Origin of the sequence: Leclercia sp. LTM14 (genome assembly GCF_023736175.1) — a bacterium.
GTDB lineage: Bacteria > Pseudomonadota > Gammaproteobacteria > Enterobacterales > Enterobacteriaceae > Enterobacter > Enterobacter barmai.
The window spans coordinates 51,863-66,800 of record NZ_JAIKTT010000003.1; the positions used below are offsets into that span (position 1 = coordinate 51,863).

At 56.8% G+C, this 14,938-nt stretch carries 17 protein-coding genes and 1 pseudogene; 6 read left to right on the forward strand and 12 right to left on the reverse strand.

All coding sequences use genetic code 11. The features are described 5' to 3' along the window. Positions 1-175: 175 nt before the first annotated feature. The 3 genes from K5I40_RS09140 to K5I40_RS09150 all read right to left on the reverse strand — a co-directional run bounded on the left by K5I40_RS09140 (position 176) and on the right by K5I40_RS09150 (position 3,088). On the reverse strand, positions 176-1,546 hold the full coding sequence (locus tag K5I40_RS09140; RefSeq protein ID WP_223074385.1) for an NAD-dependent succinate-semialdehyde dehydrogenase: 1,371 nt from the start codon (positions 1,544-1,546) through the stop codon (positions 176-178). A gap of 125 nt (positions 1,547-1,671) precedes the next feature. Next, on the reverse strand, positions 1,672-2,151 hold the full coding sequence (locus K5I40_RS09145) for a type VI secretion system tube protein TssD (RefSeq protein ID WP_139564197.1): 480 nt from the start codon (positions 2,149-2,151) through the stop codon (positions 1,672-1,674). A 244-nt stretch (positions 2,152-2,395) separates the two neighbouring features. After that, positions 2,396-3,088 (reverse strand): hypothetical protein, encoded by a 693-nt coding sequence (locus K5I40_RS09150; RefSeq protein WP_223074386.1) that lies wholly within the window; start codon positions 3,086-3,088, stop codon positions 2,396-2,398. Positions 3,089-3,418: 330 nt separating this feature from the next. Here K5I40_RS09150 and K5I40_RS09155 point away from each other — a divergent pair, with 330 nt between their 5' ends. The 3 genes from K5I40_RS09155 to K5I40_RS09165 are packed head-to-tail and all read left to right on the forward strand — an operon-like array spanning position 3,419 to position 6,145. Continuing rightward, entirely contained in the window at positions 3,419-4,162 is a 744-nt protein-coding gene (locus K5I40_RS09155) for an AraC family transcriptional regulator (protein WP_223074387.1), read from the forward strand. 47 nt (positions 4,163-4,209) lie between these two features. Then, the gene (locus tag K5I40_RS09160) at positions 4,210-4,872 is read left to right on the forward strand and encodes a LysE family translocator (protein ID WP_223074388.1); all 663 of its coding nucleotides are present in this window, start codon (positions 4,210-4,212) and stop codon (positions 4,870-4,872) included. A gap of 4 nt (positions 4,873-4,876) precedes the next feature. Next, entirely contained in the window at positions 4,877-6,145 is a 1,269-nt protein-coding gene (locus K5I40_RS09165; protein WP_223074389.1) for a DUF445 domain-containing protein, read from the forward strand. Here the strand turns inward: K5I40_RS09165 and K5I40_RS09170 are convergent. From K5I40_RS09170 to K5I40_RS09185, 4 genes are all read right to left on the reverse strand, one after another. Beyond that, a complete protein-coding gene (locus tag K5I40_RS09170; RefSeq protein ID WP_223074390.1) occupies positions 6,119-7,216 on the reverse strand; it encodes a DUF2955 domain-containing protein in 1,098 nt (365 codons plus the stop codon). The genes K5I40_RS09165 and K5I40_RS09170 overlap by 27 nt on opposite strands. After that, positions 7,206-8,273, reverse strand: coding sequence for an HlyD family secretion protein (locus K5I40_RS09175; protein WP_156126892.1), 1,068 nt, complete (start codon positions 8,271-8,273; stop codon positions 7,206-7,208). Before K5I40_RS09175 ends, K5I40_RS09170 begins: the two co-directional genes overlap by 11 nt. Further along, positions 8,273-8,740 (reverse strand): MarR family winged helix-turn-helix transcriptional regulator, encoded by a 468-nt coding sequence (locus tag K5I40_RS09180; RefSeq protein ID WP_039030534.1) that lies wholly within the window; start codon positions 8,738-8,740, stop codon positions 8,273-8,275. The genes K5I40_RS09175 and K5I40_RS09180 overlap by 1 nt, the downstream gene beginning before the upstream one ends. Before the next feature lie 96 nt (positions 8,741-8,836). Continuing rightward, complete coding sequence (locus K5I40_RS09185) at positions 8,837-9,226, reverse strand: hypothetical protein (RefSeq protein WP_223074391.1); 390 nt, start codon at positions 9,224-9,226, stop codon at positions 8,837-8,839. A gap of 313 nt (positions 9,227-9,539) precedes the next feature. On the opposite strand from K5I40_RS09185, the gene K5I40_RS09190 reads away from it, so the two are divergent. Beyond that, a complete protein-coding gene (locus K5I40_RS09190) occupies positions 9,540-9,809 on the forward strand; it encodes a DUF1778 domain-containing protein (RefSeq protein WP_039030536.1) in 270 nt (89 codons plus the stop codon). Between the two features lie 3 nt (positions 9,810-9,812). Then, positions 9,813-10,334, forward strand: coding sequence for a GNAT family N-acetyltransferase (locus K5I40_RS09195; RefSeq protein WP_039030537.1), 522 nt, complete (start codon positions 9,813-9,815; stop codon positions 10,332-10,334). 83 nt (positions 10,335-10,417) lie between these two features. Here the strand turns inward: K5I40_RS09195 and K5I40_RS09200 are convergent, their stop codons facing one another. From K5I40_RS09200 to K5I40_RS09215, 4 genes and pseudogenes are all read right to left on the reverse strand, one after another. Continuing rightward, on the reverse strand, positions 10,418-11,113 hold the full coding sequence (locus K5I40_RS09200; RefSeq protein WP_223074392.1) for a helix-turn-helix transcriptional regulator: 696 nt from the start codon (positions 11,111-11,113) through the stop codon (positions 10,418-10,420). Next, positions 11,088-11,483, reverse strand: a complete 396-nt coding sequence (locus tag K5I40_RS09205; RefSeq protein ID WP_223074393.1) for an amino acid-binding protein — start codon at positions 11,481-11,483, stop codon at positions 11,088-11,090. The genes K5I40_RS09200 and K5I40_RS09205 overlap by 26 nt, the downstream gene beginning before the upstream one ends. Continuing rightward, positions 11,476-11,799, reverse strand: coding sequence for an antibiotic biosynthesis monooxygenase (locus tag K5I40_RS09210; protein ID WP_039030540.1), 324 nt, complete (start codon positions 11,797-11,799; stop codon positions 11,476-11,478). The genes K5I40_RS09205 and K5I40_RS09210 overlap by 8 nt, the downstream gene beginning before the upstream one ends. A 233-nt stretch (positions 11,800-12,032) precedes the next feature. After that, a pseudogene (locus K5I40_RS09215) lies at positions 12,033-13,447 on the reverse strand (aldehyde dehydrogenase family protein). A gap of 100 nt (positions 13,448-13,547) precedes the next feature. Between K5I40_RS09215 and K5I40_RS09220 the strand changes: the two are divergent. Further along, on the forward strand, positions 13,548-14,450 hold the full coding sequence (locus K5I40_RS09220; RefSeq protein WP_139564180.1) for a LysR family transcriptional regulator: 903 nt from the start codon (positions 13,548-13,550) through the stop codon (positions 14,448-14,450). On the opposite strand, the gene K5I40_RS09225 is transcribed toward K5I40_RS09220, so the two are convergent. Further along, the gene (locus K5I40_RS09225) at positions 14,437-14,916 is read right to left on the reverse strand and encodes a carboxymuconolactone decarboxylase family protein (RefSeq protein ID WP_039030543.1); all 480 of its coding nucleotides are present in this window, start codon (positions 14,914-14,916) and stop codon (positions 14,437-14,439) included. The two genes, K5I40_RS09220 and K5I40_RS09225, sit on opposite strands and share 14 nt — an antisense overlap. Between the last annotated feature and the right edge of the window lie 22 nt (positions 14,917-14,938).

Here is a 14,938-nt window from a genome sequence, read left to right on the forward strand (position 1 = left end):
TTTCATACTAGCAACAGGGCAATGCTTATCCAGAAACAGGGGATTGTTTCTCTGTGAATTGTGAGGGCGCTAGCTAATTAATGACACAGATATAATCTTATGTCACATTTATGCGAATCACTTTAAGGCGAGGGTTTATTTCCTCTCCCCTGTGGGGAGAGGGTCGGATAAATGCCTATCGGCGAATCACCACCAGCTTCTGGTTCACAAACTCTTTGATCCCCAGATCCGACAGCTCACGCCCGTAACCGGAACGCTTCACGCCGCCAAACGGCAGCTCTGCGGCGGTATCGGTGAGCCAGTTGATCCACACCATCCCGGTCTCGATTTTCGAGGCCATCTTTTTAGCGCGATCGGTGTCTTTGCTGAAGATCGCGCCGCCCAGACCGTAGTGCGAGTCGTTGGCGAGTTTGACCGCCTCCTCGTCGTCTTTCACCACGTAGATCTGCGCCACCGGCCCGAAGAACTCCTCGAAGTACGCCGGGTTATCGCGAGTGATGTTGGTCAGGATGGTCGGTTCAAAGAAGCTGCCCTCACCCTGCACCGGCTTGCCGCCGTAGTGCAGCGTCGCGCCATTTTTCACCGCCTCTTGTACCTGTCTGGTCAGGGTTTCCAGCGCGTCTTTTGAGGAGAGCGGGCCAAGCGTGGTGCTCTCATCCAGCGGATCGCCGATCTTCACCTGCTTAAAGGCTTCGGTGTATTTAGTCAGGAACTGCTCCGCGATTTTCTCGTGCAGAATAAAGCGCTTAGCCGCGGTACAGACCTGCCCGGCGTTGGCAAGGCGCGCGTTGACGCCAATCTTCACCGCCTTCTCCAGGTCGGCATCGTCGAGCACTACGAAGACGTCGTTACCGCCCAGTTCGAGGGTCGATTTTTTGATGTGCTTCGCTGCCTGAGCCGCCACCACGCTACCGGCCTTTTCAGACCCGGTGAGCGCAGCACCCTGCACGCGATCGTCCGCGATGATCTTCGCTACCTGATCTGAAGAGATAAACAGGTTGGTCCAGGCTCCGTCCGGGGCACCGGCTTCACGCACAAGGTGGGCGAAGGTTTCGGCACAGTGCGGCACGATGCTGGCATGTTTGGCGATCACCGGGTTACCTGCCGCGAGGTTCGGGGCCAGCACGCGCATCAGCTGGTAATAGGGGAAGTTCCACGGCTCCACGGCCATCACCACGCCGATGGGGTGATGCTCAACCCACGCCTCGCCGAGCTCCGACGGGTATTTCACCGGGGCGAGATGCTGCTTCGCGTTATCCGCATAATAACGAGCGATCTGCGCGCAGAGTTTTACCTCGCCGCGGCTCTGGGCAATGAGTTTCCCCATCTCCACGCTGGCGATTTTTGCCAGCTCTTCGCTGCGGGAATCAATCAGATTCGCCAGCTTGTGCAGCACCGCCAGGCGCTTGTCGATACTGCCTTTTGACCAGTCGGAATGGTAGAGCGCATCAGCCGTTTTCAGCGCCGCTTCGACGTCAGCATCAGTATGAGAAGGATATTCTTTGATGAGTTTGTTGTTGGCAGGATTCACTGTCTGATAGGCCATTGTTGCCTCCTTTTTTACCGCTTGGGGTATTAAGGGTAGTCAAAATAGCTGGGTATGAAGGTAAAGTTGGGTATAAAAGAGGGGGGCCACCCGGAGGTGGCATGTTTTTGTTAAGTACAGGGCACTCATGCCACACAGCGTTCGTTCCAGCTGTCCTTAAAGGCAATGTTTCCATCAACATACTTCCACTGAATAGACTCGTAGCGAAGCTCAATGTTTTCTAAATGTGTTCCAGTACCGGAACCCGGATGAAGGCTGGGTGTAATACCCGTGATTTTTACGTTTTCCATAAAGATATTGAAATATTCAACCTCCCTGCCTGCATCTACTATTTGATACATTTTTATTTCTGCTGATTTGAGGGTATATCCACGACTAATAGCGCGATATAAAAGAGGGGTTACCCGGTCAAACTCTTTTTGAAACAAAATTGGCGTATGGATACGCGTACCGGTTAACTTCCCCGTACTCGAATCTGTTGGAATAGTCATGTGATGTGACAACGACTTTATCTCGATAGATCCTACACGCCCCAGGACGCAACACCCTCCAACTACAGGAGAGCCATTTTCATCCGTTAACCATAAATAAGCTGGATTTGACATATCATTTCCCTCTTTTCAATTTTTCCTGTTACGATAATTTTCTAACATACCAACTACTTTCGAACATATGTAGAATAAGACCAACCATACAGCAGCATAAACAAACTTCATAGGCCACGCGACAGGTAGCATGATGCACATTATTAAGCCACCTATAAATAATGCTGACTCGACGAAATTCCAGATAAAGACAACGCTTGATACAAGCGTGCGTGAAATTGTTTTAAACCCCGAAGAGCGGTTGTTAATTGACATTTAATTGGCTCTCAACGATCTCAATTATTTTATTGAAGTAAGGCTGCCCCAGTTGATGAGCTATATGGATTGCTTCAACAAATGGTTTTACAGCAGGCTCAAAAAGAAAATAAGACAGATCGTAATCATGTGGACGAAGTAATTGATAAATTTCAGGCACTTTGATAGCAAGCTCTTCTGACACACTTATGGAACGCTCCGCCATCCCCCCTATAAGCAACAGCATGGTGACCTTACCGATCCAGCTGTTAGCGGACGCAGCGCCAATAAACGAGACACGTGTCAGAACGGCTGCTCCTATAGAAGAGATAATTTTCGCGGTGACTAAGCGACCTGCAACGGATGAAACAACGCCACGATAAACACTATTTTGCTGGCTTATAGTGAGATATTTATTAAATTTTTCAAAGATCATCTCAACTGCGTTTGTAACGTGGTCATAATTTAAAATATCGTTATGAATTGCCTCCGCCATGCGGATTCGTTCAGTTTGATGCTTAAAGCGAGAGTCTGTGTCAAAATAGCCTATGGCAAGGTATCCAAGGTCAAGAGGAACAGTAAGCGCTCCATTTATTAAGCCAGGAATTACACCCGGTGATACAAGAATATCAACTATTCGGTTAGCGATTTTTTTCACATCATCTGTAGCTATATCTCCAATGAAAATAGCAGTATCTACCATGATATCTACCTCCTTTTTATAAGCCTTAAACTTTATATCACTTCATTCGCCTTAAACAAATAATTATTTGCGAGCTAAAAATAACATTCATGCCATCTATAAATAAATTATTTATATCACCAAAATTAGCCATATGTATTTTTACTATTTCGGGTAATTAAAATAGTTGGGTATAAAACGGGGTCATCCAGAAACACAAAAGCAAACCGGCACACACTTTGTAGCCCCGGTAAGCGCAGCGCCACCGGGGGGAAAATTCCACCGAGGTTAATTCTTGTTTTGATCGCACAGCATGCTATAACCCCCATACCCCTCCAACCGGTAGCCGCCATGACCCATACCCGTCACGTCAATCAGACCTTTATCCGCCAGCCCGGCGTGGAGTTGCGCAGTACCTGGCAGAGCACCCAGGCCTATAAGCGTCACAGCCATGCGCAGCTTTCCATTGGCGCGATCCTCGAGGGGCAAACCTGCTGCTCCTGCAACGGCGAGCCGTTCATCCTCTACCCGGGCGATCTGATTGTCATTCCGGCGCATATGGCGCACAGCTGTAACCCCGTTGAGGGTCAACCCCGCAGCTACCACATGCTTTATCTCGATACCGATATTGAGCCCGCCATGCAGGTGATCCGCAGCGAGGCGCTGTTCCGCCAGTATCTGGCGGTGGTTGACACCCTGTCGCCCGAGGCGATCGCGGCCCTGCTCTCGGGGCTTACAGAAAACAGCGCCCCGCCTGACCCTCTTCGTCCCTCAAGCCTTGCCCTGCTGCAGACCTTACGCCACAGCCTGCAGGAACCGCCCTCGCTGGATGTTCTGGCCCGGCGCTTTTCACTGCGCAAAGAGACACTTATCAGAACCTTTAAGCAGGATACCGGCCTGACGCCCGGCACTTTCCTGGCAATTTCCCGAGTCGAGTTCGCCAAAGCGCGTCTGCGCGCCGGGGATGACATCGCCGACGTCAGCTACCAGAGCGGCTTTGCCGATCAGAGCCACTTCCATAAAACCTTTGTCAGCTACGCTGCCGCCACGCCGCGCCAGTACGCCACCGGGCGATCAATATCCGACAATAATTAGCGCCCGCCCCTCTGTAACCTGACCTCAGTTTTGCTGATGAGGTCACTATGGAACTGCTCACCACTCTCTTTCCGCCCGCTTTTCTGGCCCTTGCGCTGGCGCATTTCGTCGCCCTGCTCAGCCCCGGCCCGGACTTCTTTTTGCTGATGGGATTTGCCGCCCGCCACCGTCTGCGCGGCAGCGCCGGGCTGTGCGTGGGGATCGCCCTGGGTAACGGACTCTACATCCTGCTGGTGATACTCGGCTGGAGCGCGCTGCGCCAGTTCACCCTGCTTTTTAACGTCATTGAGCTACTGGGAGCCCTGTATCTGCTGTGGATCGGCTGGCATCTGATCCACAGCCGCGCCCGTACTCTGGCGCTGGATAATGCGCAGACGGAGCGTCCAGGCTTACGCAGGCAGTTCCTGCTTGGTCTGGGATCGGCGGTATTAAATCCGAAAAATGCGCTCTTTTATCTGGCGCTGATGACCGCCCTGCTGGGCCCAAACGTTACCCTGCTCCAGCAGTCGGTCAGCGGTCTCTGGATGGTCACAGTGGTGCTGATGTGGGATCTGGCGGTGGTTTCCGTTATCGCCTTGCCTGCCATTCAGCGGCGGCTGAGCAACCATATCTGGAAGATGGAGCGCGCGGCGGGGGTGGTGCTGATCGCGTTTGGCGGCTGGATCCTGTGGCAATTTTTTTACCTTCTTGCCGCTTCCCTCTATCCTTAACCCTATGGAAAAACTCGCTGATCTCAAACGCGCCAAGCTCCTGGCGCTGTCGCTGCTGCTGATTGCCGCCGCGACTTTTATCGTAACCCTGTTCCTGCCCCAGACCTTCTGGGTGCGCGGGGTGAAGGCCATTGCCGAAGCGGCGATGGTCGGCGCGCTGGCGGACTGGTTTGCCGTGGTAGCACTGTTTCGCCGGGTGCCGATCCCGTTTATCTCGAAACATACGGCAATTATCCCGCGCAATAAGGACCGGATTGGCGACAATCTCGGCCAGTTTGTACAGGAGAAATTTCTCGATACCCAGTCGCTGGTCGCGCTTATCCGTAAGCACGAACCGGCGCTGCTTATCGGCAACTGGTTCAGCAAGCCGGATAACGCCCAGCGCGTCGGGCTGCATATCATGCAGGTGATGAGCGGGTTCCTGGAACTGACCGACGACGGGCGCATCCAGCGCATGCTGAAACGGGCGGTGCATAAGGCGCTGGATAAGGTCGATTTCAGCGAAACCAGCGCCGCGATGCTGGAGAGCATGACCAAAAACAACCGTCACCAGGTGCTGCTGGACGCGGTGATTAACCGCATGATCACGCTCCTGCAGCGCGACAGCACCCGCGATTTAATTGCCGCGCAGATCGTTCACTGGCTGAAGACCGAGCACCCGCGTAAGGCGAGGATTTTACCCACCGAATGGCTGGGGGATCAGAGCGCCGAGCTGGTGTCGAATGCGGTGAATGCCATTCTGGATGACGTCAGCCACGACCGCACCCATCAGATCCGTCAGGCCTTCGACCGCGCGGTGCTTAAGCTGGTCGATAACCTGAAAAACGATCCGGAAACCGCGGCCAAAGCCGAGAACATCAAAACCTATCTGAAGAACGACGAGGCCTTTAACCGCTATCTGGGCGAGATGTGGGCCGACCTGCGCCAGTGGCTGAAGGCCGATATGCAGCGCGACGACTCCCGCGTGAAGCAGCGCCTCGCCAACGCCGGGCTGTGGTTCGGTGAAACCCTGGTGGCGGACACCAACCTGCGCGCTTCGCTGAACGAACATCTGGAGCAGGCCGCGCACCGCGTGGCCCCGGATTTTGCCCGCTTCCTCACCCGCCACATCAGCGACACGGTCAAAGGCTGGGATGCCAAAGATATGTCCCGCCAGATTGAGCTGAACATCGGCAAGGATCTGCAGTTTATCCGCGTCAACGGCACCCTGGTGGGCGGCACCATCGGGCTGATTTTATTCCTGCTGTCAACTATCCCGACGTTTCTCCACTGAGACCTGAGGCGGGTTAATCACGTAGCGCGTCGGCGCGAAACAGTTGAGAAAAAGATGCATCAGGAACACCATCGTCAGGGTCGCCACCAGCGCCACCGTTACCGAAACGATGCGGTAGAGATCGCTGAACACCAGGTCGCCGTCCGGATGCATATTCTGGCCGAACATAATCCCGATGGTGGTGATGCTGGCAAAACCGACCCCGGCCCCCACCTTCTCCATCACGTGCAGGCGGGCGCCAAACCCCAGCCCGAGACCAATCAGCGGCATCATCAGCAGCATGTGGCTGCTGTGATCGTAGAGCACCATCTGCACCAGCAGAATATAGAGGCAGCCGAGCACCACCCCGACCACGCGCCACAGGGAGCTCATCACCGCGCCGCGATAGTGCATCGGGAAGAGGATCAGGATCCCCGCCATCAGCGCCGACAGCGAATCGCTGAGATCGCTTATCTGGAACACCACAAAAATCAGCGTCGCCACGCTGCCGGAGAGCAGCGATTCATGGCGCACCCGGGCGGCGTCTTTCTCCAGACGCGGCGGCGGCGTGCGGGGCTCAACGTCCGGCAGCAGATAGTGCATCAGCGCGCTTAAGCATACCGCCATCACGCTGGCTTCAAGGTTGGAGAACAGCAGCGTGTGCCAGTTGGTGGTGGGATAGCTCATAAAGTTGAGCATGGTGCTCTGACACACCACCCCCATCGAGCCAAAGAGGAACAGCGGCCCCTGGCTCATAAAGCGAAAGCGCATCACGTAGAGACCAAATACCACCAGGGTCATAATCACCGGCCACTGCGCCAGATAGCCGATGATAAGCACCATTTCGACGCAGTTCAGCGCCGAGCTAAACACAAACTGTTTTGCCACGTGGCGGTTAAAGACCGGCACCAGCGACAGGAGCATGATCGGGTAGATCACAAAAAAGACGCCGTAGCTGGTGTTGTAGAAGCTCGACACGCTGAGCGCGATCATCCCGGCAAAGACGATGCGCAGCGTCTGGCGAAAGTCGTTGGCGCTATAGACGATGTTGCCGTGCGGGGTAAAAACCCGCGCCAGAGTGTTAATAGACATAATGCAGCAGGCTGACGAGGTGGATCTGCATGCCGGAGAAGAAGCGGGCAAACGGACCTTCGCTGTTATAGAGCTGCACGGTGGCGCGCGCCCCGGTCGGCAGATGCTTCGGCAGCGGCTCGTCCAGCGCCACGTGAATGCGCATGCGCTGCGCGTCACGCACCCAGCGGTTGGAGGTCTCCGGCTCCGACAACTGGCCGTTCACCGCTTCCTGCCCGGCGAGAATACCGGCGTCGCTGCTGGTGACGTGGGCGCGGAAAACGTGGCCCGGGAAGGCGTCAAACACCACCGCCGCGTCGGTGCCCTGGCGGGTATGGCGCAGGCTCTTTTCGCGGAAATCGGCGACGATATCGCTCTGGTTGTTCACCAGCGCCAGCGCCGCCGTGCCGGAGGTGGCGTAGAAGCCGGGGCTCAGCTGCACGTTGCTGACCGTCCCGTCCGCCTCGGCGTAGATCTTCGTCCAGCCCAGATTCAGCTCGGCCTCTTCCAGCGCGTTGCGGTATTTTTGCAGCGTCACGTTACGCTTTTCATCGCGCTCGCCGCGCTCAATGCGCAGCTGATGGATGTTGGCTTCCAGATTCGCCACGGCCTGCTCGCTGCCCTGCCAGGTGGTGCGGACTTTATCCAGATCCGCCTGAGAGACGTTCTGCAACGTGCTGAGTTTCTGATAGCGATCGAAGGTGACCTTGTCGTTGCGGGCGGTGAGCTGGGCGGTTTTCAGGTTCGCCTGGGCCGCGACGATTTGCGCGTCAAGCTGCTGGTTGGCGAGGCGGGCCTGCTCCAGCGCGATCTGCGCCGCATCCACCTTATTACGGAACGGGGTCGGATCGAGTTCAAACAGCAGATCGCCCTTCTTCACCTGGCTGTTGTTGTGCACGTGTACCGCCGCGACATAGCCGGAGACGCGGGCGGACACCGGCGTGACCACGCGCATCACCGTGGAGTCCGGCGTCAGCGGGATCCAGATATCGGCGATAATGAAATAGACAAACATCAGCAGGAAAGAGGCAATACTTACCCTTACCCAGCGGGCAAACTTTTGTTCAGGGGTCATGATTAGTTGGTCTTGTTATCTTCTTCGCGGATAGTCCGCAGATTGCAGGCGATTTGATTAAGTGTGGCGCTGAAAATCTCGAGATGGTCCGGGGCGATATTCTGCGATACCCGCTCCTGGAACGTCTCGATAACCTGCGTCAGGGTTTTCAGCACCGCGTTACCCTCGGGTGTGAGGGTCAGCAGCCGGATACGCTTGTCATAAGGCGATGTGGTGCGCAGCAGATAGCCCTGCTTTTCCAGCTGTGAAAGGGTGCGCATCAGCGGCGGCAGTTCAATACCCTGCACCTCCGCCAGTTCGCTCACCGAGACGTTATCCCCCAGTTGCTTTAGCTGCATCATCACCGTCCAGCTCGACTGGGTTAACCCGGTATCGAGAATGGCATCGTCAATGACCGCGCGCCACTGACGCACAATCATTGCCATCCGCATGCCCATTGGCCTGCGGCAGAACAGATCTTCTTCACGCATGGGGGATCCTCGCTTCACACGCTGAGAAGATAATAGTTATCAGGGTAAGTATCAAGAAACGAGGATGTTAAGAGCAGGAATTGCGAAACGGTCAGGCTAGTTGATCACCTTATGCAGGGTGCTATGAAAAGCCTTTTGCTCCTGGGAAAACAGGAGAAACTCGGAGGCCGACAGATATTGCTCAACGGCATTCCACGCCACCACCTCGGTATAAAGTTCGGTGAGCAGAGTCATAAGCGTGTGGGTTTTATTTTCCCAGACTTCGTGGGTGAAGGGCTGGTTCTTATTTTTATCACTCAGCCATATAAGATTTAATTTAATATCCTTAAGGGTTTTTCGCAGAGTGGCCGGCAGATCGTTACTGCCAAGGCGGGAAATATAGTTTTCTGACAGTGCAGCAAGGCTATCCGGCGTACATGGCTTGCCCGAGTGTGAAATAACGCACTGGAATAACATGCTTTCTGCGTAATTTTTTAATTTTGACATGGTTTATAGCGTTCCCTGTTAATACATTCCATTATGCCAACAGCTCAATATTACGGCGACTGTTGTGAGCGTTAACTTTTCATAAATATTGAGACCTGGCAATCGCAATAATATTAAATGTTGATATAAGACAATTCTAATTAAAAACACATAAGCAATAAGAATGAATTGAGTTTAAAGCATAGATGACCTGTATTATTTATCGTGCGGCCAGGCATGCTGCCGAAAATAATGCGTAATTGAAAAATCCCTCTTTAAGCGGTATAGTCAAATGTACGGAAGAAATCCGTACAAGAAAAAACGTGGAGTAAAAATGTCAGCACTGAAAAAACAGCGCATCGACCTCAGGTTAACGGATGAAGACAAGGATCTGATCGAAGAAGCTGCGGCGATGACTAACCAGACGATCACCCAGTTTATGGTTAACAGTGCCTCGGAACGTGCTGCAGAAGTCATTGAGCAGCACCGCCGTCTGATCCTCAATGAAAATTCGTGGAACAGAGTGATGGATGCACTCGACAACCCGCCAGAGCCGAACGACAGGCTGAAACGCGCAGCAAAACGTCTGCAAAACATGGAGTAAGGCGTGGCTAATCTGACGATAAGGATGTTTTCACATGAGACGCAATATGATTTAACCGAATTCGACTGCGGGGAAAGTACCCTGAACCGTTTTCTGTTTGATCACCTTGCGCGCCAACACGGCGGGCGCCTGCTGCGTGCTTACCTGCTCATCACCGACGATCCCGTGCCAAAAGTGCTGGGCTACTATACGTTGTCCGGCAGTTGTTTTGAGAAAGAGAGCCTGCCCTCGAAAACCCAACAGCGCAAAGTACCCTACGTCAATGTTCCCAGCGTCACGTTAGGGCGTCTCGCCATCCATCAGGATTTACAGGGCCAGGGCTGGGGAATGACGCTGGTGACCCATGCCATGAAAGTGGTGCACCTAGCCTCACAGGCTGTTGGCATTCATGGCATGTTTGTGGATGCGCTCAACGACAGGGCGAAAGATTTTTACCTGAAGCTCGGCTTTGTTGCTTTAACAGGCAGCAACGTTAATTCCCTTTTTTACCCGACAAAATCAATCGAGAAACTGTTTGCAGGGTAAGCGGTAATTCGCCGGGTGGCGCGACGCTTACCCGGCCTACGGCCACATGTAGGCCCGGCAAGCTTGCGCCGCCGGGCAATGTTTCAGCGGCCGAAGTGTTTATCAATGGCCCGTCGTCCTGACGCGGTTACCGTCACCTCGCGAAAGCCTTCTACCCGTCTGATCCAGCCTTTGGTTTCAAGATGAATCAGCAGCGCTGCGCCCGCCTCGCCGCCAAGATGGAAGCGGCGCTCGCTCCAGTCCAGGCAGGCGGAGCAGGCTTTACGCCGGGGGTTAGCCTTTAGCACAATCCCCATTGCCAGAAACGCCTCGCGACCTTTCACGGTGAGGGCCGAACCGTCCGCCGTCAGCCAGCCCCCGGCCTGCATAAAATCATAGATTTGCACGGCGACCGTGCCCGCCAGATGGTCGTAGCAGGTGCGCGCGAGACGCATCGACTCTGGCGCGGTCGTTTCCGGCGGCGTGATGCGGCCCCAGGACAGGCCCATCATCTGCTCCACCAGCTCCGCCACGTCGTGCCCCGCCAGGCGATAGTAGCGATGCCGACCCTGAGAAAGACAGGTTATCAGCCTGCCGTCCACCAGCCGGGCGAGATGTCCGCTGGCGGTTGAGGGGGCCACATCCGCCACGGCGCTGAGCTCTGTCGCGGTCCACGCCCGCCCGTCCATCAGCGCACAGAGCATTTTGACCCGTGACGGATCGGCCATCGCCGCCGCGACAGCAGCAACGGCCAGCTCCAGCGCGGCACTGTTATCAGGAGGTAAACTCGTCTTTAGCATGGGCTGCCCACGGCTCGGTGATCTCTGCGGCCAGCTTATCATTATCCGTCAGCAGAATAAGGTGATTCGCATGATCGCTGTACTGCGTCAGGATGGACACCCCCTGCGCTGCCAGCGCGGCGGCGATCTCGCCCAGTTCGCCAGGGCGCGCCTGTTTCAGCTTACGGATCAGCGGTTTTCGCACCATTTGCACGTTAAAACCGGCATCAACAAGCACGCGCCGGGCTTTTTCGCCCTCTGCCACCAGGAAGTGCGCATCCACGCCAAACACGCCGCCGCCCTCAAGCCCAACGCCGTTGCACCCCAGAAGCTGCCCAAAACGCGCCAGTTCGCCGGGAGTATCGTTGAATATCACATGAACGTCATACATCGGCGTGCCCTCCGGTTTCTGAGCTGTATTCCCGCACCACCTCCGCCACGCGGATGCGGTAGTGGGTAAAGATCGATGCCCGTCCTTCGGCCTGCGCCGCCTGATGAAATGCGTTCTGCTTCCAGCGGCAGATCGCCTCCTCGTCCCGCCACCATGAGAGGGAGAGGATTTTGCCGTCAGTGGTCAGGCTCTGAAAACGTTCGATATCGATAAAACCGTCGATATCCGCCAGGAGTGGCTTTAGCTCGGCGGCCAGTTGCAGGTAGCGCGCCTGGTGCGCGGGGGCTGCTTTGGCTTCAAACAGGACTGCAATCATGATGTTCTCTCCATTGTGAGGTTAAGGAGAGAGTGCAGGAGTGAGCAGGAGAATGCTTCGGTGAAAAGCGAAATGTGGCATTTCTGCGCCGGGGACGCCGGGTGGCGCTGCGCTTACCCGGCCTACGCTTCGTGCGGTTGTGGCATTGGTGCGCCCGGGATGCCGGGTGGCGCTGCGCTTACCCGGCCTACGGCCACATGTAGGCCCGGCAAGCTTGCGCCGCCGGGCGTTTTTTAGCCGAGGACTGACTTCGGTTCCAGAAATGCGCTGATGCCCCATGCGCCCATCTCGCGCCCTACGCCGGAGTGCTTAAATCCGCCAAACGGCGCTTTGGGCTCGTGGGCGAGGGTATTCACCAGCACCCGACCCGCGTGGATCTGCTGCGCCACCCGACGGGCGCGCTCCGCGTCGCCGCCCAGCACCATCGCGCTCAGGCCGTATTCTGTCTCGTTGGCAATGGCGATGGCCTCTGCCTCATCGCGATACGCGATCACGCACAGCACCGGGCCAAAAATCTCTTCCCGGGCGATGGCCATCTGGTTGTGCACGTCGGTAAACAGCGTCGGGCGGACAAACCACCCGTCACGTGTGCCCTCCGGCCGCCCCTCCCCGCCCGCCAGCAGACGCGCCCCTTCCGCCAGCCCTTTCTGAATGTATCCCTGCACCCGCAGCCACTGTTTCTCGCTCACCATCGGGCCGACCTCGGTGGCCGCGTCGCGCGGATCCCCCGACTGCACCGCCGCGATGGCCCGGGCCAGCGCCTGCTCGATTTCAGCCTTACGCGACTGCGGCACCAGAATGCGCGTTCCGGCCACGCACGCCTGGCCGCTGTTCATCAGCCCGGCCTGCACCGCCAGCGGAATGGCCTGCGACAAATCGGCATCATCCAGCACGACCGTCGGCGATTTACCGCCTAACTCCAGCGTGACGCGGGTAAAGTTCTCCGCCGCGTTGCGCAGGATCGCTTTGCCGGTCTGGGTCGAGCCGGTAAACGAGATTTTTGCCACATCCGGGTGACGGCTTATCGTCTCCCCTACCGTGTCGCCGCGCCCGGTGACGATGTTAAACACCCCCGGCGGCAGATCTGCCGCGTGCAGCGCCTCGGTCACAATCTGCGTCTGCAGGGCGCTCATCTCGCTGGGTTTGATCACCGCAGTGCAGCCTGCCGCCAGCGCCGCCGCCAGTTTGCCGCAGATAAAGCCCGCATCGCTGTTCCAGGGGGTAATCAGCCCGGCCACGCCGAGCGGGGTCATCTCAACCTTTGCAGCACCCGCCGTCAGGGTAAACTCAAACGCCTCCAGCGCTTCAATGGCCTGGGCAATCACCTCGGCCGGATAGCTCGCCATCCACGCCGAGCGCGACGCGGGCGCGCCGTACTCTTCAATCACCGCCTCCAGCAGATCGTCGTGGCGGGCGGCCACGGCAGCATGCATCCGTTGCAGGGCGGCGATGCGCTCCTGCTTTGTGGTTTTGCCCATGCCGGAAACGCCGCGTTTGCTGCGGCAATGGCGCGTTCGGCATCCACCGCGTCGGCCAGACGTACCTGCCCGATAACCCGTGCCGTCGCCGGGTTAAACAGATCGAAGCGCTCGCTGCCGTGTGGGGTGACAAATTCACCGTTGATATAAATCTGTTCGATGTGATGCATAACGACCTCCTCAGACTGGATGGGGAGAGTCTGGCATGCCTTCTCCGTTACGATAATCCACGCTATGCTGCAAAGGTTGTTTCGATTTTCAGGATAATCTATGCACCGTTCAGGACTGACAGAGCTGGAAGTGGTGATGGCCGTCGTGCGTCGCGGCAGTTTTCGCGCCGCCGCACAGGAGCTGGGGATGTCGCCCACCGCCGCGAGTAACGCCGTTGCCGGGCTGGAAAGCCGTCTGCAAACGCGCCTGTTTCACCGCACCACCCGCAGCGTGGCGCTCACCGAGGCGGGACAGCGCTTTGTGGCCCGCGTCGGCCCTGCATTGCAGGAGATCCGCCAGGCAAGCAGTGAGATCCACAGCGATGCCGACGAACCTGCCGGTACCCTGCGTCTGAACGTGCCGAATAACGTGGGAACCCTGTTTCTGGACGAGCTGCTGATCGACTACATGATCCGCTACCCGAAAATGCGCGTCGAAACGGTGAGCGAGGCGCGGATGATCGATATCGTGGCGGAAGGCTACGACGCGGGGGTGCGCCTGGCGGAGTCGGTGCCGCAGGACATGATCGCCATCAGGCTTACCCCGGATATCCGCCAGCTCGTCACCGCCACGCCGGACTATTTTGCCCGTCATGGCACGCCAGAAACCCCGGACGATCTGCTGCAGCATCAGGGGATCGGCATGCGCATGGCGCACGGGGGGATCTATCGCTGGGAGCTGGAGCGGCGCGGGGAGCAGATTGCCCTGGCGGTGCCGCCGCGTTTTGCCACCTCGGATCTGTTTGCCTCGATCCGGGCGGTAAAGGCCGGGCTGGGGGTGGGATTTTTACCGGAACTCTATATACAGCAGGAGCTGAAAAGCGGAGAGCTGGTGAGCGTGCTGGAGGAGTGGACGCAGCCCTTTGCCGGACTGCGGCTCTATTACCCCGGCCATCGCCACGTCCCGCCGGGTTTGCAGGCGCTGGTGGCAATGATCCGCGAGCGCGGTCTTACTCGAGGTTAGCCTTGTTCAGGCCGTAGGCGGCATCCAGCGAGCCCGGTTCCATGCGTGAGGTGATGCCTAAGCGGTTCCAGGCGTTGATCGCCACGATGGCGAAGTTCAGCTCCGAAATCTCCACTTCCGAATAATGTTCCGCCACGCTGCGGTAGAGCACGTCGCTGACCCCGTGCGGGCCGATCTGCGTTAGCGCTTCGGTGAAGGCCAGCGCTGCTTTTTCACGGGCGCTGAACAGCGGCGACTCGCGCCATGCGGCCAGATGGTAGAGACGCAGCTCGCGCTCGCCGGCAATTTTGGCCTCTTTCGAGTGCATATCCAGACAGAAGGTGCAGCCGTTGAGCTGGGAGACGCGGATGTCGATCAGGTGCTTCAGCGCCGGGTCGATGGAGGTCTGGCCCACCGCCATGCTCAGGTCGGACAGGGCTTTAGCGAGGGCAGGTGTGGCTTTATGGTGGTTAACGCGAGTGCTCATTGTCTTACCTCTTTTTGTGGGA